General features: G+C 73.1%; 15 protein-coding genes. All 15 read left to right on the plus strand.

Going from position 1 to position 23757, the window contains the following annotated elements; all coding sequences use genetic code 11:
• The first annotated feature begins 7 nt into the window (after positions 1-7).
• The 15 genes from ACWIGU_RS28120 (at position 8) to fabD (ending at position 23756) form a co-directional block, all read left to right on the plus strand.
• Positions 8-2764 carry an amino acid adenylation domain-containing protein gene (locus ACWIGU_RS28120; protein WP_454404477.1) on the plus strand — a complete coding sequence of 919 codons (2757 nt, stop codon included), beginning with the start codon at positions 8-10 and terminating at the stop codon, positions 2762-2764.
• An 87-nt stretch (positions 2765-2851) separates the two neighbouring features.
• Entirely contained in the window at positions 2852-3439 is a 588-nt protein-coding gene (locus ACWIGU_RS28125; RefSeq protein ID WP_454404478.1) for an isochorismatase family cysteine hydrolase, read from the plus strand.
• A gap of 148 nt (positions 3440-3587) precedes the next feature.
• A complete protein-coding gene (hypE, locus tag ACWIGU_RS28130; RefSeq protein WP_454404479.1) occupies positions 3588-4619 on the plus strand; it encodes a hydrogenase expression/formation protein HypE in 1032 nt (343 codons plus the stop codon).
• Between the two features lie 22 nt (positions 4620-4641).
• Complete coding sequence (hypF, locus tag ACWIGU_RS28135; protein ID WP_454404480.1) at positions 4642-7026, plus strand: carbamoyltransferase HypF; 2385 nt, start codon at positions 4642-4644, stop codon at positions 7024-7026.
• Positions 7027-7057: 31 nt separating this feature from the next.
• Positions 7058-8401, plus strand: coding sequence for a hypothetical protein (locus tag ACWIGU_RS28140; protein WP_454404481.1), 1344 nt, complete (start codon positions 7058-7060; stop codon positions 8399-8401).
• On the plus strand, positions 8398-9114 hold the full coding sequence (locus tag ACWIGU_RS28145; protein ID WP_454404482.1) for a gamma-glutamyl-gamma-aminobutyrate hydrolase family protein: 717 nt from the start codon (positions 8398-8400) through the stop codon (positions 9112-9114). The genes ACWIGU_RS28140 and ACWIGU_RS28145 overlap by 4 nt, the downstream gene beginning before the upstream one ends.
• A 94-nt stretch (positions 9115-9208) precedes the next feature.
• Positions 9209-14476 (plus strand): amino acid adenylation domain-containing protein, encoded by a 5268-nt coding sequence (locus tag ACWIGU_RS28150; protein WP_454404483.1) that lies wholly within the window; start codon positions 9209-9211, stop codon positions 14474-14476.
• Between the two features lie 25 nt (positions 14477-14501).
• Positions 14502-15890 (plus strand): condensation domain-containing protein, encoded by a 1389-nt coding sequence (locus tag ACWIGU_RS28155; RefSeq protein ID WP_454404484.1) that lies wholly within the window; start codon positions 14502-14504, stop codon positions 15888-15890.
• A 138-nt stretch (positions 15891-16028) separates the two neighbouring features.
• Entirely contained in the window at positions 16029-17228 is a 1200-nt protein-coding gene (locus ACWIGU_RS28160) for a cytochrome P450 (RefSeq protein WP_454404485.1), read from the plus strand.
• Between the two features lie 11 nt (positions 17229-17239).
• A complete protein-coding gene (locus ACWIGU_RS28165; protein WP_454404486.1) occupies positions 17240-17476 on the plus strand; it encodes a ferredoxin in 237 nt (78 codons plus the stop codon).
• A gap of 286 nt (positions 17477-17762) precedes the next feature.
• Entirely contained in the window at positions 17763-18110 is a 348-nt protein-coding gene (locus ACWIGU_RS28170) for a YciI family protein (RefSeq protein WP_454404487.1), read from the plus strand.
• 85 nt (positions 18111-18195) lie between these two features.
• A complete protein-coding gene (locus ACWIGU_RS28175; protein ID WP_454404488.1) occupies positions 18196-19512 on the plus strand; it encodes an alpha/beta fold hydrolase in 1317 nt (438 codons plus the stop codon).
• Positions 19513-19577: 65 nt separating this feature from the next.
• Entirely contained in the window at positions 19578-20495 is a 918-nt protein-coding gene (locus ACWIGU_RS28180; protein ID WP_454404489.1) for a DUF6039 family protein, read from the plus strand.
• A 17-nt stretch (positions 20496-20512) separates the two neighbouring features.
• Positions 20513-21310, plus strand: a complete 798-nt coding sequence (locus ACWIGU_RS28185) for an enoyl-CoA hydratase-related protein (protein ID WP_454404490.1) — start codon at positions 20513-20515, stop codon at positions 21308-21310.
• Positions 21311-21341: 31 nt separating this feature from the next.
• Positions 21342-23756 carry an ACP S-malonyltransferase gene (gene fabD, locus ACWIGU_RS28190; RefSeq protein WP_454404491.1) on the plus strand — a complete coding sequence of 805 codons (2415 nt, stop codon included), beginning with the start codon at positions 21342-21344 and terminating at the stop codon, positions 23754-23756.
• The last annotated feature ends 1 nt before the right edge of the window (position 23757 follow it).

Genomic DNA, 23757 nt, shown 5'->3' on the forward strand with positions numbered 1-23757 from the left:
GACGCCCGTGTCGTCCAACTCCCCTTCGGTCGCCGCCCGGCACGCCGCCGTGTACGCGGTCGCGCCCGGATACTCGGCCGACGACTGCCGCGCCGCGCTCGCCGGCGCCCCGTGGCCCGGCCCCGGCAGACTGCGCCTGTGGGCCGAGCCGGTGCCCGCCCCCTCGGACAGCCCCGCTGCCCTGCGCCGCCGCACCCGCGAGCTGCACGGCCGTCACGGCGGCGACGGTGTCCGGCTCACCCTGCTCGAATACGCCGACGGAGTACGGGATCTGGTGGCCGTGACCGGCCCCGGCGACGACGGCCCCGACCTCCTGGACCGCGCCGCGCTGGCCGCTCTCGGCCCGGCGCGACCCCTGACCGGCTCCGGATCCCCTTCGGATCCCGGGTGCCGGGAGGTGCCGGTCCCGGGGCTCGGCGCGGGCGGGGTCACGGCCGCGGCCGCGGACCTGGCGGCGGCGCTGCTCCTGATCGCCGCCAGGACGCGGGCGCAGGACGGGCCGGTCCTGGACGTCACCGTCCACACCACCGACGGGGTGCGCCGCGTCTCGCTCGGCGGGGACGCGTTGGACGAGGACCAGCCGGTGGCCGCCTACCGGGCCTGGGTGCGTGAGCAAGTGCAGCGGCCGGGTGCCCGGGCCGACGGCGGCGGGCCGCGGCTCGCACTCGATGTGGACCTGCGGCCGCGGGCGGTGTCCGCGGTGCGGCGGCTCCCCGCGCTGGACGCCCGCCACCCGGTCACCGTGCGGGTCACCGCCTCCGACGCGGACGGCACCCCGCAGGTGCACTGCTGGACCCTGCCCTCGGCGCCCGCGGACCAGCTTCCGACAGACTTCGAGCAGCAACTGACCGTGGTGACACACCAGTTGATGTGCGGGGACCAGGATCTCCCGCTGGCCGACGTCGCGTTGCACGGGCCGGCCGAGCGAGAGCGCATCCTGGATCTCGGCCGCACCCCGCGGGCCGCGGACAGCGGGCCGCGGCGCATCGACCGGCTGGTCCGGGACCGCGCCGGGCAGAGCCCGGACGCCGTCGCCCTGAGAGACCCGCAGGGCGAGCACACCTGGACGTACGCCGAACTCGTCGACAGGAGCGACCGGTTCGCGGCCGCTCTGCGAGGGCTCGGCGTGCGCCCGGGCGACCGCGTCGGGGTGTGCCTGGACCGTTCGGCACAGCTGGTGTCGGTGCTCCTCGCGGTGATGACGGCGGGCGCCGCCTACGTACCGCTGGACCCCACCTATCCGGCCGACCGCCTGGCCTACACCGCCGACGACGCGGGCCTGTCCCTGGTGGTGGTCGAGGACGGCGGCAGGGACGCCTTCGCCGGCCACGCCACCGTGACCCTGCCGCGCCTGCGGGAACTCGCCGCCGGACAGGGAGCGTGGGAGGAGGAGCCCGGCACGGTGGGGCCGGACGATGCGGCGTACATCATCTACACGTCGGGCTCCACCGGGCGCCCCAAGGGCGTCGTCGTGCCGCACCGCAACGTGGGGCGCCTCCTGGACGCCACGGCCGACGACTTCCGCCTGGGCCCGCAGGACGTGTGGACGTGGTTCCACTCGGCGGCGTTCGACTTCTCGGTCTGGGAGATCTGGGGCTGTCTGGGTACCGGCGGGCGCCTGGTCGTCGTGCCGTACTGGACGTGCCGCTCCCCCGAGGACTTCCGCGCGCTGCTCCTCGACGAACGGGTGACGGTGCTCAACCAGACCCCGTCGGCCTTCTCCCGGCTGCTGTCCCTGGAGCGCACGGCGCCGACGCCGCTCGCCCTGCGGCTCGTCGTCTTCGGCGGGGAGCCGCTCGACGCCCGCGCCCTGCTCCCGTGGTTCGACAGGCATCCGGAGTCCGCGTGCCGGATGGTGAACATGTTCGGCATCACGGAGACCACCGTGCACGTGACGGCCCAGACCGTCACGCGCGCCGACGCCCTCGCCTCCTCGCAGTCGGTGGGCCGCGCGCTGCCCGGCTGGAGCGTGCGGGTCCTCGACGCACGCGGCAGGCTGGTGCAGCCCGGCTGCGTGGGCGAGATAGCGGTCGGCGGGGACGGACTCGCCCTGGAGTACCTGGGACGGCCCGAGCTGACCGCGGAGCGGTTCGTACCCGACCCGGACGGCGAAGGCCGCCTCTACCTCAGCGGCGACAAGGGCCGGCAGCTGCCCGACGGCCGCCTGGAGCATCTGGGCCGCCTCGACAGCCAGGTCAAGCTGCGCGGTCACCGCATCGAACTCGACGAGATCCGCTCGGTGCTGCTCAACCACCCCTCGGTGCGTGCCGCGGCGGTCGTCCTGACCCGCCCCACGGACGCGAACGGCGAGGACGCCACCCTCGACGCGTACGCCGTACTGGACGGGGCCGACGCCCGCGAGGTCCGCCGGCACGCCGCCCGGCTGCTGCCCGAGTACATGGTGCCCGCCACTGTCACCCCGCTCGCCGAGCTGCCGCTCACCGTGAACGGGAAGGTGGACGTGGCCGCGCTGCCCGCGCCCCGGGCCGCCGGCGGTGAACTCCCCCGTGTGGCGGACGAGTCCGCACAGGGCACGCTGGCCGCCGTGCTCGCCGCCTGGCACACCGCGTTCGGCGAACAGGTCGCGGCCGGCGACGACTTCTTCGAGCTGGGCGGCAACTCGCTGCGCGCACTGCGCGTCGTGCACCTGCTGCGGGACGCGGGCGTCCGTGTCGACGTGCGCGACGTGTACCGGCTGCGCACCCCGTCGGCGCTGGCCGAGGCCGCCTCCACGGCGCCCGCCGAGGCGGCGAGGACGGCCTGAGCGGGCCGTGTAAGGGCTTTGCCCGACTGTCCCGGACGCCACCGGCGGCGGGATGTTCGAGACCTGACACCGATTCGAGGAGTGTTCATGAGCAAGGTCGCGGTCCTCACCAATGACCTTCAGTACGACCTGGTGAACAAGAACCAGGAGCGCATCGACGCCGTGGCGGAGGCCACCCCCAGCTTCTCGGGCTTCCTCAAGGACATGCGCAAGCGCGGCCACCACGTGCTGCACCTGCAGCTGATCAACAAGGCGGACGACCCGGTCGCCGAGCGGTACGAGGGCGGCCGGCTGCCCGCGCAGAAGGGCACCCAGGGCGCCGAGATCCTGCCCGTCTTCCTGGACGACACCGACATCCTCGTCGAGAAGAACAAGGACAGCGGCTTCTACGAGACGGACCTGCACGAGCGGCTGCAGGCCCTCGGCGTCGAGACCGTCATCGTGACCGGCATGCAGGGCCAGATCTGCGTGCAGACCACGGCCGCCGACGCGTTCTTCCGCGGCTACAACGTCTGGGTCCCCAGCGACTGCGTCGTCTCGGCCCAGGAGCACGACAAGGTGCGCGCCCTGGACTGGCTGGACGGCTACTGCGCGACCGTGGCGCCGTCCGAGGAGATCGTCCGCGTCCTCGACGCCGACGGCGACCTGCCGCGCAAGGTGTTCCGCACCCCCTGAGCCCTCGGTCCGCGAATCCGCGACCGGCCTCGCCGGCGGGCGGCGCCCCTCCCCGCGCCGCCCCCCGCCTCCCCCGTCATCAGCCCGCCTCACCCCGCTTCAGCCGCCCCCTCATCCGCGTACGTCTTCGACCCCACCGGGAGTCACGTTGCCGACGGCCACGACGTCCTTTCTGGACCAGAAAATCGTCCTTGACCACGGGACCGGGGCCCGGCTCAGCCGGGAACTCGTCGAGTTCGTCGTGGAGGTGCTCGGGGACGTCTACCTCGGCGAGATGGAGGACAGCGCCATTCTCCCGCCGCTGGACGGCGCTCTCGCCATGACCACCGACTCCTTCGTGGTGGACCCGCCGTTCTTCGGCAACGGCGACATCGGCAAGATCGCGGTGTGCGGCACCGTCAACGACCTCGCGGTGGCCGGCGCCGAGCCCCGTTACCTCACCCTGGCGATGATCCTGGAGAGCGGGTTCCCGCTCTCCGGGCTGCACCGCGCCCTGGAGTCCGTCCGGGACACCGCGCGCGAGGCGGGCATCAAGATCGTCGCCGGTGACACCAAGGTCGTCGGGGAGGGCGAGGCCGACGGCATCTTCCTCAACACCACCGGCGTCGGTGTCTTCACCTCCCCGCCCAAGCGCATGAAGGACGTGGCCGTAGGCGACAAGATCCTGCTCAGCGGCCCCATCGGCGACCACACCATCCACCTCCTCTCGGTGCGCGAGGGCCTCGGCTTCGAAAAGAACGTGCTCAGCGACTGCGCCCCGCTGAACAACATGATCGACACGGTCCGCGGCGCGGTGCCCGAGTCTGCGGTGCGCTCCATGCGCGACGTGACGCGCGGCGGCCTCAACGCGGTGCTGCACGAGTACGCCTCGGCCCTCGGCCACGCCGTACGGGTCGAGGAGGAGGCGCTGCCGATCAGCTTCGAGACGGCGATGGCCGCGGACATGCTCGGCATCAACCCGGTCAACTGCGCCAACGAGGGCTGTCTGGCGCTGTTCGTGGCGCCCGAGCACGCGGACGACGTCCTGCGCGTGCTGCGCGGCCACCCCTACGGCAAGGACGCCGTCATCGTCGGCGAGGTCACCGAACGCCCGGAGCCGGTCGTGGAGATGGCCGGCAAGGACGGCCGGATCCAGGAGATCGAGGAACTGCAGGGCGCCGAGCTTCCCCGGCTGTGCTGATCCGAGGTTCCGAGGAGGAGTCATGGCAGAGACCGAGCAGTGGCTGATCCGGGTGACCGGGGTGGTGCAGGGCGTGGGCTACCGGCCCTTCGTGCACACCCTGGCCACCGGCCTGGGCCTGAGCGGCTGGGTCCTCAACGACACGCTGGGCGTGCAGACCGAGGTGTGCGGCGAGGCCGGCGAACTCGCGCAATTCGCGGGGGCGCTCAAGGACCGCGCCCCCCTGCTCGCCCGCGTCGAAGAGGTGCGCGTGGAGTCGCGGACGCCCCGGGCGGACGGTGACCTGCCGACAGGCTTCGAGATCCGGGAGAGCCGGCGCACCGGGCGGGCGAACACCATCGTCGCCCCGGACTCGCACGTGTGCGACGACTGTCTGCGCGAGGTTCTCGACCCCGCCGACCGCCGGTTCCGCTACCCGTTCACCAACTGCACCCACTGCGGGCCCCGTTACTCCCTGATCAAGGGCCTGCCCTACGACCGTGAGAAGACCACGATGGCCGTCTTCGCGATGTGCGAGGACTGCCGCGCCGAGTACGTGAACCCCGCGGACCGCCGCTACCACGCGCAGCCCACCGCCTGCCCGCGGTGCGGCCCGAAGGTGACCCTGTCCACGCCCGACGGAGTGGTGGCCGAGGCCGAAGAGGCGCTGACGCGCACCGTCCGGGCGCTCGCCGACGGCCGGATCGTCGCCGTCAAGAGCGTCGGCGGGTTCCACCTCGCGGTGAACGCGCGTGACGCGGCGGCCGTGGCCCGGCTGCGGCGCCGCAAGAAGCGGGACTCCAAGCCGTTCGCGGTGATGGCCGCGGGCCTCGCCGAGACGGCAGAGATCGCCCACGTCACGGACGCCGAGCGGGAGTTGCTGCGTTCCCCGGCCCGCCCCATCGTGCTGCTGCGCAAGCTGCCGGGCGCACTGCCCGAGGAGGTCGCCCCGCGCAACCCGAACCTCGGTGTGATGCTGCCGTCGGCTCCGCTGCATCAACTGCTTCTCGACCGGCCGGAGTCGGACGTCCTCGTGATGACCAGCGGGAACATCTCCGGCCGGCCGATCGCGTACCGTAACGAGGACGCGCTGGCCGAGCTGTTCGAGGTCGCCGACCTGATCCTGCACCACGACCGGGACATCCACGTCCGCGTGGACGACTCGGTGGTCCGCAGCTCCGTGCACCCGGCCCTGGACGAGCCGGTCATCACGTTCCTGCGGCGCTCGCGCGGCTACGCCCCCTACCCGGTGAAGGTCGACGACATCGCCGGACCGGTCATCGCGTACGGCGCGGAACTCAAGACCACGGTCGCGCTCGGCGACGGCAACGAGGTCTACGTCAGCCAGCACATCGGCGACCTGAAGAACGACGAGACCTACGCCTCCCACCGCGAGGCCGCGGCCCACCTCGCCGAACTGTACGAGCTGAAGCCCCGTCACGCCGCCTGCGACCTGCACCCCGCCTTCAGGGCCCGGGTGCTGGCCGGCACCGACCGGCCCGACGATGTCGTCGAGGTCCAGCACCACCATGCCCACATGGCGTCCTGCATGGCCGAGAACCGGCTCAGCGGGCCCACCATCGGCGTCGTCTTCGACGGCGCCGGCTACGGCGAGGACGGCACCATCTGGGGCGGCGAGTTCCTCGTCGGCGACTTCGCCTCGGTGCGCCGGGCGGCCCATCTGCGGCCGTTCCCGCTGCTCGGCGGCGACAAGGCGGTGGCCGAGCCGGTGCGCACCGGATACGCGCTCGCGCTGCAGGCACTCGGCTCTCCCGAGCGGGCCGTCGCCGCGTTCCCCGCGCTGGACATCCTCGACGACCGCAAGCGCACCGTGTTCGCGACCATGGCCGAACGCGGCATCCAGGCCCCGCCGGTGTCCAGCATGGGACGGCTCTTCGACGCGGTGGCCGCCCTGCTCGGCGTGTGCGCCTACGCCGAGTACGAGGCACACGGCCCGATCGAACTGGAGGGGCTGCTGGGCCGCGACCTCGCCCTGACCGCGCCCTATGCCTTCGGACTCCAGCGGGAGGGCGACACCGAGCTCGTCGACCCGAGGCCGCTCGTGCGGGCGATCGCCGCGGACCTGGCACGCGGCACCGGCGTCACCGACATCAGCCGGCGCTTCCACTCCACGGTGGTCGACATGGTCGTCAAGCGGTGCGGCGCGCTGCGCGAACGCACCGGCATCCGCCAGGTGGTGCTTTCCGGCGGCGTCTTCCTCAACGAGTTCCTCCAGGTCAACTGCCTCGTGGAGCTGCGCAGGGCGGGCTTCGACGCCCACGCGCACCGCCTGGTGCCCACCAACGACGGCGGTATCGCGCTCGGCCAGGTGATGGTCGCGAACGCACGCCTGCGTGACAGCCCGGACAGCCCAACCGGCACAGACAGCCCGGCCACCCCGAACCCCGGCACGAACGAATGCCGCTGACCCGCTCCACCGACGACGGAGGCACAGCCCGATGCGGACCGCAGATCTGACGCTGGACACCGTCGTGCGCCTGCTGAGTGAGAACGAGGCGAGCGCACGGCAGACCCTGAGCATGGTGCCGTCGGAGACCTCCATGTCGGGGCTGGCCAAGTTGCCCATGCTCCTCGACCCGTACCACCGCTACTTCTTCAACGAGGGCGACGACCCCGACCGCTGGCACTTCCGTGGCGCGCAGCGGCTGCGCGACCTGGAGATGGAGCTGACCGTCCCGCTCCTGCAGGAGCTGGGCCGGGCCTCGTACGCCTCGGTGCGGCCGCTGAGCGGTCTCAACGGGATGACGCTGGTGCTCGGCGCGCTGGGCGGCGAACCGGGTTCCACGGTCGTCACCGTCTCCCCGGAGCAGGGAGGCCACTACGCGACGCCGCAGGTGGCCGGCCGGCTCGGCCTCCATGTGGAGTTCCTGCGCGGCCCCGACCCGCACTCCCTCGACCTCGAGCACGCGGCCGGGCTCCTCGCCCGGGTGCGTCCCTCGCTGGTGTACGTGGACCAGTCGCACTGCCTGTTCCCCGTCGATGTGAAGTCCTTGGTGGAGACGGTGCGAAAGGCCTCGCCCGGCACGCTGGTGCACGTGGACGCGAGTCACTGGCTCGGCCTGGTGCTCGGGGACGCGTTCCCCAACCCGCTGGACCAGGGCGCGGACAGCTGGGGCGGCTCCACCCACAAGACGTTCCCCGGCCCGCAGAAGGCGGTCGTGCTGACGCGGGACCCACAGGTGGAGCAGCTGATCCGCGACGCCCAGGACTTCCTCATCAGCAACCACCACTTCGCCGCGACCATCGCGCTGGGCATATCGCTGCTCGAGTTCCGCGAGTTCGGCCCCGCCTACACCCGGGCGGTCCTGGAGCACACCGGCCGCTTCGGCAGGCTCCTGACCGAGCGGGGCCTGACCGTGGTCGCCGCCGACCGCGGCTACTCCGCGGGGCACCAGCTGTGGCTCGACACGGAGGCCGACGGCATCGCGCCGAAGGACGCGGCCGCCCGGCTCTCCGCCGCCAGCCTCAAGGTCAACTTCATGGCCGGGCTGCCCGGCTTCACCGGGCAGGGCGTGCGCATCGGCCTCAACGAGGCCACGTACCAAGGGCTTTCGGGCGACGACATCGACGAGCTCGCCGACATCTTCGTGGCCGCCGTGCGCGACACCGAGCCGGCCGCCCTGCTCGCCGAGCGCACGGCCGCGCTGCGCACCCGGACCCCGTTCGGCGCTTGTGCGGCCGACGGCAGTCCGCTCCTCGCCACCGCTGTGGACCTGTGCGAGGGCGCCCTGCGGCGCACCGGCGCGGCCGCCGGGCGTCCCCTGACGAAGGCGTCCCGGTGAGCCGGCCCGTCATCGGCATCGCCTCGTACCGCGACCGCGCGCGCTGGAACATCTGGGACACGGACGCGACGGTGCTCCAGCAGGGGTACGTCGACGGGGTGCGCCGGGCGGGCGGCCGAGCCGTCGTGCTGCCGCCCGACGACACCGACGCGGACGTGGTGGCCCGTCTCGACGGGCTCCTGCTGCCCGGCGGCGCCGACGTCGACCCCGCGCTCTACGGTGCCGCCCGCCATCCGCGCACGGACACTCCGTCGGCCGACCGGGACGCCGGGGAGCTGCTGCTGCTCGAGGCGGCGCTCGCCGCGGGACTGCCCGTCCTCGGGGTGTGCCGCGGGCTCCAGCTGCTCGCCCTCGCCTACGGCGGCACCCTGCACCAGCATCTGCCCGATCTGGTCGGGCACAGCGGCCACTGCCCGGCCGAGGGTGTCTTCGGCCGGCACCCCGTGCACCTGGTGCCCGGCAGCCGGGCCGCCGCGCTGTACGGGGAGCTGGCCGAGGTCAACTCGCACCACCATCAGGCCGTGCTCGATCCGGGCGCACTGCACGTGAGCGGACGTGGCGAGGACGGCGTGGTGGAGGCGGCCGAGGACCCGTCCAGGCCGTTCGTCCTCGGCGTCCAGTGGCACCCCGAAGTCTCCGGCGACCGGCAGCTGTTCGCGGCGTTCGTCGCGGCCTGCACCACCCGGTCGCCGCGCACAGCGGCCTCCGTCTGACCGCGCCGGCGCCGTGCCGCCGGTGCGGCGGCGCGTGCCATCGCCTGACCGGGCCCCGTACACCTCACCGTAGGACTTTGCCAGGAGGGCAACCGTGCACACTCACGTCCGTCCCGTCGGCGGCACACTGGTCGACATCCTGCGCGACCGGGCGGACGCCACTCCGCACCGCACCGCCCTGGAATTCATCCGCGACGACGGCAGCGAACACGCCGTCGGCTACGCGGCGCTGGACCGCCGGGTGCGCGCGGTCGCCGCCGCCCTCACCGAGCGCGGCCTGCGTGGCGAGCGCGTCCTGCTGCTGTTCCCGCCGGGCGAGAACTATGTGACGGCCTTCCTCGGCTGTCTGTACGCGGGCGCTGTCGCCGTGCCCGTGTACGTGCCGACCGGCAAGCGCGGCCTGTCGGCGGTCCTTGCGACCGGGGCGGACGCGGGCGCCGTGCTCGCGCTGAGCAGCCGCGAGGTGACGGACGCGATCACGGCCTCGTACCCGGAGCTGACCACGTCGGGGCTGATCCAGTGGCTGGTCACCGAGGACATCGAGGACGCGGCGGCCGACGACTGGCCGGGCGCGGGCCCCGCGCCCTCAGACCTGGCCTTCCTGCAGTACACGTCCGGGTCCACCGGGACGCCCAAGGGCGTGATGGTGCGGCACGACAACCTGGTGCACAACTCGGCGTCCATCAGCACCGCCCTGGGCGTCGGCCCGGACAGCCGGGGCGTGAGCTGGCTGCCGCCGTATCACGACATGGGCCTGATCGGCGGCATCCTGCAGCCCTTGTACGCGGGGTTCCCGTGCACCCTGATCTCCCCGATGGCGTTCGTACGCAGCCCGTACCGCTGGCTCGACGCCATCAGCAGGCACCGCGCGACGGTGTCGGCGGCGCCCGACTTCGCGTACGGCGAGTGTGTGCGCCGCATTCCCGAGGACAAGCGCGCCGAGCTCGATCTGAGCAGCTGGCAGCACGCCATGGTGGGCGCCGAACCGGTGCGGCCCGCGACCCTGGACGCCTTCGCGCGCGCCTTCGCGGACAGCGGGTTCGACCGGTCGGCCTTCCACCCCTGCTACGGGCTCGCCGAGGCGACGTTGTTCGTCACCGGCGGCGCGCCCGAGCGGGGCGAGCCCCGGGTGCTGCGCGCCGACCGTCGCGAACTGGAGCTGGGCCAGGCCGTGTCGGCCACCGCGGGCAAGGAGGACAAGGAGAACGCCGCTGTGCTGACGGGCTGCGGCCGCTCACGCAGCGAGGACGTCGTCGTGGTGGTGGTGGACCCGGCCGAGGGCCGTGTGTGCCCGCCCGGCGGGACCGGTGAGGTGTGGGTGAGCGGCCCGACCGTCACCGCGGGCTACTGGGGCCGGCCCGAGCTGACCGAAGAGGTCTTCCGCGCCACCCTGGAGTCCCACCCGGGGCGGCACTTCCTGCGCACCGGTGACCTCGGGTTCGCCCTGGGCGACGAGCTGTTCGTGACCGGCCGTGCCAAGGACCTCCTGGTGGTGCGCGGCCGCAACCACTACCCGCAGGACATCGAGCAGAGCGCCGAGCACGCCCACCCGCTGCTGCAGCCCACCCGGGCGGCGGTGTTCTCGCACGACGACGGGACCGAGGAGCGGGCCGTCCTGGTGCACGAGGTGGTCCGCGGCTTCGACCCCGAGCGCGCCGCCGAGGTGATCGCGGCGGTCCGCAAGGCGGTGACGGCCGAACACGGGCTCTCCCTGCACGAGGTGGTGCTGGTGCGGCCCGGAGCTATTCCCCGTACCACGAGCGGCAAGGTGCGCCGCAGCACCTGCCGCGAGCGGTGGCTGGACGGCACTTTGCAGCCGATCGCGACCGGCGGCGCGGACACCGCGCCCGGTGCCGGGGGCGGTGACATGCCCCCGGTGTCGCGGGCGGTCGCCGAGGTCGTCGCCCTGGAACTCGACGTGCCCGCCGAACAGCTGCCGCCCGGTGTGCCGTTGGTGGTCCTCGACCTCGACTCGCTGCGGGCCGTGCGGCTCGCCGAAGCGGTGCGTGAGCGCTTCGGGCTCCGGGTGTCCCCCGCCGAGCTCCTCGACGGGCTGACGCTCGCGGGCCTGAGCGCCCTCGTCGACGCCGTCGATGCCGTCGATGCCGTCGATGCCGTCGACGATGCAGCCGAGGCGCACGTCGGTGCCGACGCCACGGAGGCCGCCGACGCGTCCGCGAGCCGGGCGCAGGAGTGGATGTGGCTCCTTGACGCCATGGGCGGCGGCGCGGCGTACCACGTGGCGGGCGGCATCGACCTGCACGGCCCGCTCGACCCGGAGCTGCTGCGCGCGAGCCTGGAGGACCTGGTGGCGCGCCACCCGGCGCTGCACAGCGGTTTCGCCTCCGACGCCGAGGGCACCCTGCGGCGCACGCCGCTCGCCCCCCGCTCCTTCGAGCTGCCGGTGGTGGAGCCGAGCCCGGACCGGGACGCCCGCGCACGGGCGGCCGAACTCGCCCGGGAGCCGTTCGACCTGGCGGCGGGGCCGTTGCTGCGCGCGGTCCTCGTGCGGGCCGGCGCCCGCGAGTGGACGCTCGCGGTGGCCGCCCATCACATCGCGGTGGACGGCTGGTCGCTGGGGCTGCTGCTGCGCGAACTCGGGATCTGCTACCGCGACCGGCTCGCGGGGCGCACCCCGTCGCGCACCGTCGTCACGGTTCCCGCGCCGAGGAGCGCGGGCGACGACGCTGACGCCGCCGCGTTCTGGCAGGAGACCCTGGCCGGGGCGCAGGCGGTCGCGCTGCCCCTGGACCCGGCCCCGCACCCGAGCCCTTTCAGGGGCTCCGCCCTGCCCTTCACTCTGCCCGCGCCGGTGGTGGCCCGGCTCAAACGCTATGGGGCCAAGCGCCGTTCGACCCTGTTCATGGTGATCCTCACCGGCCTGTCCGCTGTGCTGAGCCGGTGGACCGGCCAGCAGGACCTGGTCGTCGGCGCCGTCACGGCCGGCCGCCACCGTCCCGGCAGCGGTGACCAGGTCGGGCTGTTCGTCAACACCCTGCCGTTGCGCGTCGAGACCTCCGGTGACCCCGCCTTCGGCGAACTGCTGTCCCGGGTCCGCTCCTCGTGCCTGGCCGCCTACCGGCACCAGGACCTCCCCCTTGAGGAGATCGTCCGGCTGACCGGCGCGGACCGCGCCGACGGGCGGGCCCCACTGGTGCGCGTGGCACTCGCCCTGCAGAACCTGCCGCTGGCGCCCTGGCAGTCCGGCGAGGTGCGCGCCGAGCCCTTCGAACTCCCTTCTCCCGGCGCGCAGTTCGAGCTGTCGCTGCATCTGACGGAGGAGAGCGACGGCAGCCTGACGGGCCACGCCGTCCACGCCTCGGACCTGATCTCCGCACCGAGCGCGCGCCGCGTCCTCGAGGCCCTGACGCTCGCCCTCGAATCCGTGCCGGGGCCGCCGGGAGCGGCGGCGACGGATCTTCCGATGCTCACCTCGCACGAACTCGACCGGGTGGTGAGCGAGTTCAGCGGCTCGGACACCCCGCTCGACGACGGCCTGGTGCACGCCGGTTTCGAGCGGCAGGCCCGGCTCACCCCGGACGCACCGGCCGTCGTGTGGGACGGCGGCACGCTGTCGTACGCACAGCTGGACGCCCGGGCGAACCAGCTCGCCAGGCGGCTGCGCTCCCTGGGCGCGGCCCCCGATCAGGTGGTGGCGGTGCACCTGCCCCGCTCCCCCGAGCTGGTCGTCGCGCTCCTTGCGGTCGTCAAGGCGGGCGGGGCCTATCTGCCGCTCGACCCGGACCACCCGCGCACCCGGCTCGCCCTGCAACTCGCGGACGTGAACCCGTCGCTGCTGGTGACGTCGCGGGATGCCGCGCACGGCCAGGCGGGCGAACTCGCGGCAGGCTCGCCCGGGCTGACGCTCGTCGAGACCGACGACCCGGCCCTGGCCGAACTGCCGGACGGCCCCCTCGACGAGGTCGCGCGCCCGGACAACCTGCTGTACGTCCTGCACACCTCCGGCACGACGGGCACCCCCAAGGGTGTGATGAACCAGCATGCCGGGGTGGCCAACCGGATGGCCTGGATGCAGGCGAAGTATCCGCTCGTGGCCGGGGAACGCGTGCTGCACAAGACACCCGTCGGGTTCGACGTGTCCGGCTGGGAGATCTGGTGGCCGCTCGGCCACGGCGCGACGATCGTGCTCGCCCGGCCCGGCGGCCACCAGGATCCCGGGTATCTGGTGCGGTCCGTCGTCGACCACGCGGTGACGACCTGTCACTTCGTGCCGTCCATGCTGCGCGTGTTCCTCGACGAGTCCACGGCCGCGACGGCCGGGGGCACGCTGCGCCGGGTCGTGTGCAGCGGTGAGGCGCTGCCGCCGGACGTGGCCGCCCGGTTCCACCGTCTGCTGCCGGGCGTGGAGCTGCACAACCTGTACGGGCCGACCGAGGCCGCCATCGACGTCACCGCGGAGCGGGTCGAGCCCGGCGCGACCGACCGGCCCCGGCTGCCGATCGGACGCCCGGTACCCGGCGTACGCCTGTACGTGCTGGACGAACGAGGCAATCCCGCGCCCGTCGGCGTGCCCGGCGAACTGCACATCGGCGGCCCGCAGGTGGCGCGCGGCTACTTCGGGCGGCCGTCGCTGACCGCGGCCTCCTTCGTCCCCGACCCGTTCGGCTCCGGCGGGCGGCTCTACCGCACCGGCGACCGGGCGTGCTGGACCGAGGACGGCACCCTCGACTACCTCGGCCGCGCCGACCACCAGGTCAAGATCCGCGGGCAGCGGGTGGAGCCCGGCGAGTCGGAGGCGGTGCTGGCCAGGCACCCGGCCGTCGGCGACGCCGTGGTCGTGCCCCGCCGGCGGGACGGCGAGACGTATCTGGCCGCCTACCTGGTGGCCGCGGCCGGCGCCGAGCAGCCGCACCCGGCGCATCTGCGGGAGCACCTCTCGGTCAGCCTGCCACCGGCGATGATCCCTTCGGCGTACACATGGCTGGACGCGCTGCCGGTGGGCGCCAACGGGAAGCTGGACCGCGACGCGCTGCCGGAGCCGGACCAGAACCTCGCCGGCGGCGAGCACGTGGCGCCGCGCGACGCGGCCGAGCAGCGGGTGGCCGAGGTGTGGTGCGAGGTCCTGGGCCTCGCGGAGGTCTCGGTGAGCGCCGACTTCTTCGCGCTCGGCGGGCACTCGCTGCAGGCGACCCGGATCGCGCTGCGGCTGCGCGAGGCGTTCGGGGCGCAGTTCTCGGTCGCCGACCTGCTGACCGGGGTGCCCACCGTGGAGCAGACGGCACGACTTCTGACGCAGCGTCAAGTGGAGGAGAGCGACCCGGAGGAGCTGGCCCGGCTCCTCGACCAGTTGTCCGGGCTGTCCGACGACGAAGTGGCCGACCTGCTGCAGCAGCAAGGCTGACGGTGCGGAAAGGAGACACCGGCGCATGGCCGTGACACTCAAGGACGACTTCGCCGAACGAGCCCGCCTGGAGGCGCGGCTGCTCGCCCGGCGCAGGGGCGGAGCCGCACTGCCGCTGCTGGAGCGCCCGGCCGGGGCCGAGTGGCACTTCGCCGCCTCACTGGGCCAGGAAGGCATGTGGCCCTCCCTGGCGACAACCGCGCGCCAGCCCCTGATCGTGGGAGGGCTCAGGGTGTCGGGGCCGCTGGACACCGGGGCGCTGCGCGAGGCGTGGCATGCTCTCGCCGAGCGGCACGAGACGCTGCGCAGCGCCTATCGGACGGTCGACGGCGCGCTGACGCAGGTGGTCCGGGTCCGCGCGCAGCCGGTCATGGACGTGGCCCCGGCGGACCCGGCGACGGCCGCCTCGGTCGCGGACGACGAACTGGCCCGCCCCTTCGACTTCGGCCGGGGCCCTTTGGCCCGGCTGCGCGTGCTGCGCCGCGCGCCCGGCGAACACCTCGTGGTGGTGTGCCTGCACCACCTGGTCGGCGACGCCCGCGCCCTTGAGGTGGTGACCTCCGAGCTCACCGCACTGTATGCCGGCGCCGTCACGGGCTCGCCCGTACGACTGCCCGAACTCCCCGCCCAGTACGCCGACTTCGCGGCCTGGCACCGAGCGCGCGTCGAAGGTGAGCACGGCAGCCGGTCCGTCGCGTACTGGCTGGACCGCCTGGCCGGCGCCGAACCGGCGGCGCTGCCCTGCGACCGGTCCGCGGACCCCTCGGACATCGCGGGTCACACCCGGTCCTTCCCCCTGCCGCCGGAGCTCTTCGCCCGGCTGCGCGAGGTGGCGGCCCGGCATCGCACCAGTTTCTACGTGGTCGGGCTCGCGGCCTTCCAGATCCTGCTCGCGCGCCGGTCGGGCGAGCGGGACATCTGCGTGCGGGCACCCGTCTCCTACCGCGACCGCAGCGACGTGCACGGCCTGGTCGGCGACTTCTCCAACGACGTGGTGGTACGCGCCGACCTGCCGGGTCACATCACGCTGGCCGAGGCCGTGGAGCAGGTGCGGGCGAGCACGGCCGACGACTTCGCCCACCACGACGTACCGCCCCATGTGGTGGCCTCGCGCATGCCCGATCCCGCCCTGCTGGAGCGGCTGTTCCACGTGCAGTTCACCGCGGAACGCGAGCACGACATCGGCGCCGCCCGGCAGCTGGGCCCGATACGCGCCGAGCCGTTCTCCCCCACGGCCAAAACCGTCGCGCGCCCGCTCAGTGTCCGTCTGCGCCACGACGACCAGGGCGGCCGCGTCATCGTCGCCTACCGCTCGGGCCTCTTCTCCGACGAGCGTGTACAGGCACTCCAGCGCGAGTATTTCGCCCTGTTCGAGGAGATCGCGGCGCACCCGGGGCGGCCGGCGGTGGGTTGACCCGATGCTCACTCCTCCCCACCGATGGGGCCGTGTGTTCAAGAGTGAGCGGCGTCCGGCGGGCGAAGGGGTCACGCTCCCAGTGCGAGGAGGCCCTCATCCGAGGTGCCCGGTTGCTGTCGCGGAGGAGTGGGACTCATGTCGGCTACGAGGCGGGTGCACATCTACCCTTTCGAGGGGGAGGTCGACGGCCTTGAGATCCACCCGAAGTTCGGGGAACTGAGGGAGACCGACCCGCTCGCCAGGGTGCGCCTCCCGTACGGGGGCGAGGGGTGGCTGGTCACGCGGTACGACGACGTGCGCGCCGCCAACTCCGATCCCCGGTTCAGCCGCGCGCAGATCGGTGAGGACACCCCCCGCACCACACCGCTGGCCCGCCGCAGCGACACCATCCTCAGCCTCGACCCGCCGGAGCACACACGGCTGCGCCGCCTGCTGTCCAAGGCGTTCACCGCGCGGCGCATGGGCGCGATGCAGTCCTGGCTCGAGGAACTGTTCTCCGGGCTCCTCGACGGCGTGGAGCGCACGGGGCATCCGGCCGACATCGTGGGGGACCTGGCCCAGCCGTTCACCATCGCCGTGATCTGCCGGCTGCTCGGGGTGCCGTACGAGGACCGGGGCAGGTTCCAGCACTGGTCCGAGGTCATCATGTCCACCACGGCGTACAGCAAAGAGGAGGCGGTGTCGGCCGACGCCTCGATCCGCGCGTACCTCGCCGACCTGGTGTCGGCACGCCGGGCCGCGCCCCACGACGACCTCCTGGGCGTGCTGGTCTCCGCCCGGGACGACGACGACCGCCTCACCGAGGACGAGCTGATCACGTTCGGGGTGACGCTGCTCGTGGCCGGGCACGAGACCTCGGCGCACCAACTGGGCAACATGGTCTACGCGTTGCTCACCCATGAGGACCAGCTGTCCCTTCTGCGGGAGCAGCCCGAGCTGCTGCCGCGCGCGGTGGAGGAGCTGCTGCGGTTCGTGCCCCTGGGCAACGGTGTCGGCAACGCCCGGATCGCTCTGGAGGACGTCGAGCTGAGCGGTGGCACGGTACGCGCGGGTGAGGGTGTCGTGGCCGCCGCGGTGAACGCCAACCGGGATCCCCGGGTGTTCGACGACCCGGACCGCCTCGACATCACCCGGGAGAAGAACCCCCATCTGGCATTCGGCCACGGGGCGCACTACTGCCTCGGTGCCCAGCTCGCCCGCATGGAACTTCGGGTGGCGATCGGCGGGCTTCTGGAGCGCTTCCCGGGGCTGCGGCTCGCGGTGCCCGCGGACCAGGTCGAGTGGAAGACCGGCGGACTGTTCCGGGGCCCGCAGCGGCTGCCGGTCGCGTGGTGAGGGGAACCGGCATGGCGCAGGAACAGAACACACGCTGGCGGATCGAGGCCGACCACGGCGCGTGCATGGGCACCGGCATCTGCGCCGGTGTCGCACCGGACGTCTTCCAGGTGGTCGACGGGCGGTCCGTGCCGCCGGCCGGAGAAGTGCCCGCGGACGAGAACGTGCTGGACGCGGTCGAGTCCTGCCCGATGGAGGCGCTGCGGCTGCGGGACGCGGTGAGCGGCGAGGTGCTCGACCTGTCGTGACGGTGCGGGCCTGCGCGGCGCCTCTCAAGTGGCTCTCCAGCGGAATTCGAGTGGGGTGTGGCAGGAAAGGACTACGGTCGGACGGGTATAGGCACCGCCCGGCTGGAGACGGGTCCCGCGGTACGCCGCGAATTCGCCCACGTGTGCCAATCCCCTTATGCCGCAATCCAGTTGCACGACTTGCGCCGACTTGACATGAATCATGGGGACATATGAGTATCCCCTTGGATTCAGGAATTCCATATTCCGGTCCGGTTTTTCGCACATTGCGACAAGGAGAGCCCGAATGAAGTTCGCGATCGTCATTATCGAGAACGCCGAGTCCCGGCGTCAGATCCAGGAGGACCGCGCCACCTACCGCAAGGCGATCGAGGGCTGGATGGGCCAGCAGGCCCAGGCCGGAGCCCTCGTGGGCGGCGAGGCGTTCGAGACCGAGACCCTCGCCCCGGTGACGGTGCGCCGGGAGGCCGACGGCACCCGTAAGGCCGTCGAGGGCCCGTTCGCGGGCGGCGACGAGACGCTGGGCGGCTACATCCTCGTCGAGGCCGCCGACCGCGACGCCGCCGTGGAGATCGCCAAGTCGTGGCCGAACCCCGAGACCCTCGAGGTGCGGCCGCTGTGGGTGGCCGAGTAACCAGCCGGTCCCACCGGCTCCGACCCGCGTCCGGGCACGCCCGGCCGCGGGTTCAGGCCTGTAGCGCTACGGAGAGGCACTCGCCATGACGGACGGCGCGATACACACACGCGCGGCGGGAGACGGCGCGGGCCGGCTGCGGCCCCTTCTGGACGCCGTGCACGACACGGCCTTGGAGGTACGGGCCCGGCGCCCCGACTACTTCGAGCACCGGCCGCTGCGCCTGCCCGCACCACTGCTCGCGCACCACGGCGCCACCCCCGCCGCATTGGCCCAACTCATCGGTGACTGCTATGAGTTGACGGTCGAACCGGTCACCGATCCCGCGGACTGCACCTCCGTGGACCGTCTCGCGGCCGCCCGCGCACAGCACCCCGGCACCACGCCCGGCGACAGCGGCGCGCAGCGCGCTCCGCAGCCCGGCGACCTTGCGGCCGTCGCCCGCGAGCAGAGCGAGCTGCGCCGGGCCGCCGAGCGGGACGCCGCGCTAATCGGTGCGGCGGCGCCGTCGCGGGTCGGGGTGCTCGGCGGCGTGCTGCCGTACACCGCGGCGGGGGTGCGCGAGGAGGGCGAGCCGCCCGTCGTCCTGGTGAACGCGCTCGGCATGGGGACCGCGCTCTGGCACCCCCTGATGGCGGCTCTCGCGCCCACGCACCGCGTGCTGACCTGGGCACCGCGGGGCACCGCGGCGGGCACCCGGCCGATGCGCCTGCGCGACCAGGCCGACGACCTGGCGGCGGTGCTCGCCGCCGAAGGCGCCGGGGACTGCCATCTGGTGTGCTGGTGCAGCGGCCCCAAGACGGCCATGGAGTTCCGTCGCCGCCGCCCCGGGTCCGTGCGGTCGATGGTCTTTCTGCACGGCTCCTTCCGGCACACGGGCGATCCGGCCGGCCTCGAACCCGACACGCCGTACGAGCGCAATCTCGAGGAGCTGTGCCGCGCCGTCGTCGCGCGGCCCGCCCTCGCGGCCCGGCTGCGCACCATGTTCACCGGTCGACCGGCCGAGATATCAACGGACTTGACCGCGCATCGGTTCGCCGACGAGGTCCTCGCGCTGCCCGCGACGGCCCTGGGCGCCGAGCTGCTGCGCCCCTTCTCGGACGACGCCGTCCTGGTCGCCTATGCCCGCCAGCTCCTGGACTACTGGGCGTACGACGGTCTCGCGCACGCGGCCGACGTAGAGGTGCCGGTGCTGTGTGTGAGCGGCGAGTTCGACCGGATCGCCTCGCCCGAGCGGCTGGCCCTGGCCGCGGACCGCTTTCCGAGCGCCCGCCACGAGCGTCTGGCCGGCGCCACGCACCACTCCATGTACGACCGCCCGCGCGAGGTCGCGCGGCTGCTCACGGACTTCTTCACGGAGGCGGTCCGGCCGCGCTCAATTGTGAGCGGCGCCGCACGGTGACGCTGCCTAGCGTCACACCAGGGGTCCCAAGGCCTCTTCACCAGTGCGACGAAGGAGACAGAGCGATGACCGACGCGGCGAGCCAGGCCCAGGGCGCGTTTCTTCCCGCCCACAGCGGGCCTCTCGGTTCCGGCTCAGACCTGCTGCACTCCGGGAACGCGGGCTTCATCATCCACCGGGCCGGCCAGCTCAACCACGCGTTCCGCGCCCAGGGGCGTCAGTTCGCCACGGATCTGGTCGGCCACCTGAACAAGGTGGTGGAGGGCGTCGCCACGATCGTGGTGCACGAGGAGATCCTCGGCACCGCCGACCGGCTCCACTGGCTGATCCACATGAAGCAGCCCAACGACTACAGCCGCTTCCTGGAGATAGCCGACCACGACCGCAGCTTCAAGGAGATCACCGAGGCCGACCGGATCGCGGCCGCGGAGGGCGCCGGCAACTGGGAGCGCATGTTCGTCGAGGGCTCCTTCCAGGAGCGGGTGTACGTCCCCCAGCACGGCCTGGACGACCACGACGACGACCACGACCACCACGACGAGCCGTCGGACACGTTCGTGCCGCCCGCCCGCCACCAGACCGGGCTGCCCGACAGCCGGATGCGCAGCACCGTGGACAGCGGCCTGACGATCATCCGTACGGCGCAGACCGCGTTCCGCTTCCGCACCGAGGCCCGCGAGTTCGCCTTCGCCTGGGCCTCCGAGGTCAACCGTGCCCTCGGCGGCGAGCTGACGGTCTACCTCTACGAGGAGACGTTCGGCCAGCAGGACCGGATCCACTGGATGATCCACCTCGAGAGCCTCGACACCTACCGCAAGCTGATCGAGCTGAGCCGCCACGACGCCGACTACCAGGCGCTGTTCGGGCGGCAGTTCGTGCCCGACTTCAAGGGCGGTGGCGGCTGGGAGCAGACGTTCGTGTCCCCCACCATCCAGGACACCGTGCTCACGCCGTTGCACCCCGGCACGCCCGCCTGGTTCTGAGCGGGGCGGACGCAGCCGTGACGGCCATCGGCCCGACCCACCGCGGAGTGCGGCTCACTGCCGAGCCGCACGTCCTGCGCGCCACTCTCAGCAGCCCGGACGGCCTCAACAGCCTGAGCGGTGATGTCCTGGACGCGCTGGGGGCCGCCCTGGACCGGGCCGAGGCCGACCCCGAGTGCCGTGTCCTGCTCCTCGAGGGCTCGGACGGCACCTTCTGTACGGGCCTCGACTTCGAGGAGGCCGCCGGAGATCCTGCGGGCGGCGCCTCGCAGGCCGGCCGGGGCGGGGCCGAGTTCCTCGCTCTGATGCGGCGCTTCGGCGAGACGCCGCTGGCGGTCGTGGCCTGTGTCGACGGCCGCGCGGCCGGCGGCGGCGTGGGACTCGCGGCCGCCGCGGACCTGGTCATCGCCACCGAGCGCAGCGAGTTCAGCCTGCCCGAAGCGCTGTGGGGCCTGGTGCCCTGCTGTGTGCTGCCCGTTCTCGTACGGCGTACCGGTTTCCAGCCCGCGTACGCGATGGCCCTGAGCACCCAGCCGGTGTCCGCGCGCCGGGCCGCGGACTTCCGCCTGGTGGACGAGGTGGTGCCCGACCCGGATGCCGCGGTGCGCCGCCTCCTGGTCCGCCTCACCCGGCTCGACCCGGCGACGATCGGCGAGCTCAAGCAGTACTTCCGGGCCATGTGGTTCACCACCGAGGACACCGACGCGTTCGCTCTGCGTGAGTTCACCCGGATCGTCGACTCGCCCGTCGCGCGGCGCCGTATCACCGATTACACGACAACGCGGCGGCTCCCCTGGGAGAAGCCGCGGCCCTGAGACCGGGGCCGAAGCCAGGAGGGACGAGGCGATGGTGGCACTGGTTTTCCCGGGACAGGGATCGCAGCGCAAGGGCATGGGGGCCGGTCTGTTCGCCCGCTTCCCCGACCTGACGCGGCAGGCGGACACGGTCCTCGGCCACTCGGTGGAGGAACTGTGCCGCACCTCGGGTGACGGCAGGCTCGACCGCACCGAGTACGCGCAGCCCGCCCTGTTCGTGGTCAGCGCCCTGTCGTATCTGGCCCGGGGTCCGGGGCTGCCCGAGCCGACGTTGCTGGCCGGGCACAGCCTGGGCGAGTACGGCGCCCTGTTCGCCGCGGGCTGTTTCGACTTCGCCACCGGGGTGCGCCTGGTCCGCGAGCGGGGCGCCCTGATGGGGCGGGCCCAGGGGGGCGGGATGCTGGCGGTGCTCGGCGTCGACGGCGACGAGGTGCCGGCGCTGCTCGCCGGGACCGGGGCGCGTCAGGTCGATGTCGCGAACTACAACACGCCCACCCAGACGGTGCTGTCCGGCCCGCTGGACGAACTGCGCATGGTCTCCGCGGCCCTGGCACAGCGGCCGGGGGTGCGCTGTGTGCCCGTGCGGGTGAGCGCGGCGTTCCACTCCCGCCATATGCGCCCGGCCGCACAGGAGTTCGCGAGGTTCCTGACCGGGTTCTCCTTCGCCGATCCGCACCGCACGGTCATCTCCAGCGTGACGGCACGCCCGTACGGGGCGGGGCAGGTCGCCGAGCTGCTGTCCCGTCAGATCGAGAGCCCTGTGCGGTGGTCGGAGACGATGACCTGCCTCAGGGAGCGCGGGACGACGGAGCTGGAGGAGATGGGCCCGGGCAAGGTCCTGACGGGCCTGTGGAAACAGGGCCGCGCCGACGGGGCGAAGGCCCGGGCCGTGGCGCCCGCGCCGGTAGCGGTGGCGGCCGGTGTCCCCGCGGCGGCAGGCGTGGCGGTGCCGGCCGGTGTCCCCACGGCGGCCCCGGCCGGCACGACCGCTTCCTGGGCTCCTCCGGTTCCCCGCCCCGCACCCTCCCCCGTCTCCCCCGCCTCGCCCGTGCCCCCCGTCTCGTCCGTCTCCCCCGCCCCGCCCGTGCCCTCAGCCCCCGGTTCGCGCGGGCTGCGGGCCGAGGAGCTGGGCAGTGCCGAGTTCCGGCAGGACTACGGGATCCGTTATGCCTATCTCGCCGGGGCCATGTTCCGCGGGATCGCCTCGGCGGAGCTGGTCATCCGCATGGGGCGGGCCGGTCTCCTGGGGTTCTTCGGGGCCGGCGGGCTCGGGCTCGACAAGGTGGAGAGCGCCCTGGTGCGGATCAAGGACGCACTCGGTCCGGACGGCCGGTACGGCATGAACCTGCTGCACTCGATCGACGACCCGGCGTACGAGCACGCCGTCGTCGACCTGTGCCTCAAGCACGGTGTCCACGACGTGGAGGCCGCCGGATTCACCCAGCTCACCCCGGCCGTCGTGCAGTTCCGCTTCTCCGGGGCCCACCGGGATGCCGCGGGCCGCCCCGTCGCCGTACGCCGGGTGCTCGCCAAGGTGTCGCGGCCCGAGGTCGCGGCCGCCTTCATGGCGCCGGCGCCCGCGGCGATCCTGCGCCGACTGACCGCCGACGGACGGCTGACGCCTCAGGAGGCGGAGATCGCCGCCGAGCTGCCGGTCGGCCAGGACATCTGTGTCGAGGCCGACTCCGGGGGCCACACGGACGGCGGCGCGGCCCTGACGCTGCTGCCCTCGATGATCCGCCATCGCGACGCGGCGATGGCCCGGCACGGTTACGGCCGGCGGATCCGGATCGGCGCGGCCGGCGGCATCGGCGCTCCCGAGGCCGTCGCCGCCGCGTTCGTCCTCGGCGCCGACTTCGTGCTGACCGGCAGCGTCAACCAGTGCTCGCCCGAGGCGGGTACCTCCGACGCCGTCAAGGACATCCTGGCCGGTCTCGATGTGCAGGACACCGCGTACGCGCCCGCGGGCGACATGTTCGAGATCGGCGCCCGGGTCCAAGTGGTCCGCAAGGGAACGCTGTTCGCGGCGCGCGGCAACAAGCTGTACCAGCTCTACCGCAGCCACGACAGCTGGGAGTCGATCGACGCCGGAACCCGGCGCTCCGTCGAGGAGACCTACTTCAAGCGGCCGTTCGCCGAGGTGTGGGAGGAGACCCGCGCCTACCACCTCGGGCGGGGGCGCGACGCCGAGATCGAGAAGGCGGACCGGCTGCCCAAGCACCGGATGGCCCTGGCGTTCCGCTGGTACTTCGCCCGCTCGGTGCGCTGGGGCCTGGAGGGCGAACCGACGCAGAAGGTCAACTACCAGATCCAGTGCGGCCCGGCGATCGGCGCCTTCAACCACGTGGTGCGCGGCACCGGCCTCGAGGACTGGCGTCACCGCCATGTCGACCTGATCGCCGAACACCTGATGACGGGCGCCGCCGACGTCCTCGCCCGCCGCTGAC

Source organism: Streptomyces sp. NPDC055400, from assembly GCF_053644375.1.

Coding starts and splice junctions, on each gene's coding strand:
- ACWIGU_RS28125 (WP_454404478.1), top strand. CDS start 2,852: ATGAGCAAGGTCGCGGTCCTCACCAATGACCTTCAGTACGACCTGGTG.
- hypF (WP_454404480.1), top strand. CDS start 4,642: ATGGCAGAGACCGAGCAGTGGCTGATCCGGGTGACCGGGGTGGTGCAG.
- ACWIGU_RS28140 (WP_454404481.1), top strand. CDS start 7,058: ATGCGGACCGCAGATCTGACGCTGGACACCGTCGTGCGCCTGCTGAGT.
- ACWIGU_RS28155 (WP_454404484.1), top strand. CDS start 14,502: ATGGCCGTGACACTCAAGGACGACTTCGCCGAACGAGCCCGCCTGGAG.
- ACWIGU_RS28160 (WP_454404485.1), top strand. CDS start 16,029: ATGTCGGCTACGAGGCGGGTGCACATCTACCCTTTCGAGGGGGAGGTC.
- ACWIGU_RS28165 (WP_454404486.1), top strand. CDS start 17,240: ATGGCGCAGGAACAGAACACACGCTGGCGGATCGAGGCCGACCACGGC.
- ACWIGU_RS28170 (WP_454404487.1), top strand. CDS start 17,763: ATGAAGTTCGCGATCGTCATTATCGAGAACGCCGAGTCCCGGCGTCAG.
- ACWIGU_RS28175 (WP_454404488.1), top strand. CDS start 18,196: ATGACGGACGGCGCGATACACACACGCGCGGCGGGAGACGGCGCGGGC.
- ACWIGU_RS28180 (WP_454404489.1), top strand. CDS start 19,578: ATGACCGACGCGGCGAGCCAGGCCCAGGGCGCGTTTCTTCCCGCCCAC.
- fabD (WP_454404491.1), top strand. CDS start 21,342: ATGGTGGCACTGGTTTTCCCGGGACAGGGATCGCAGCGCAAGGGCATG.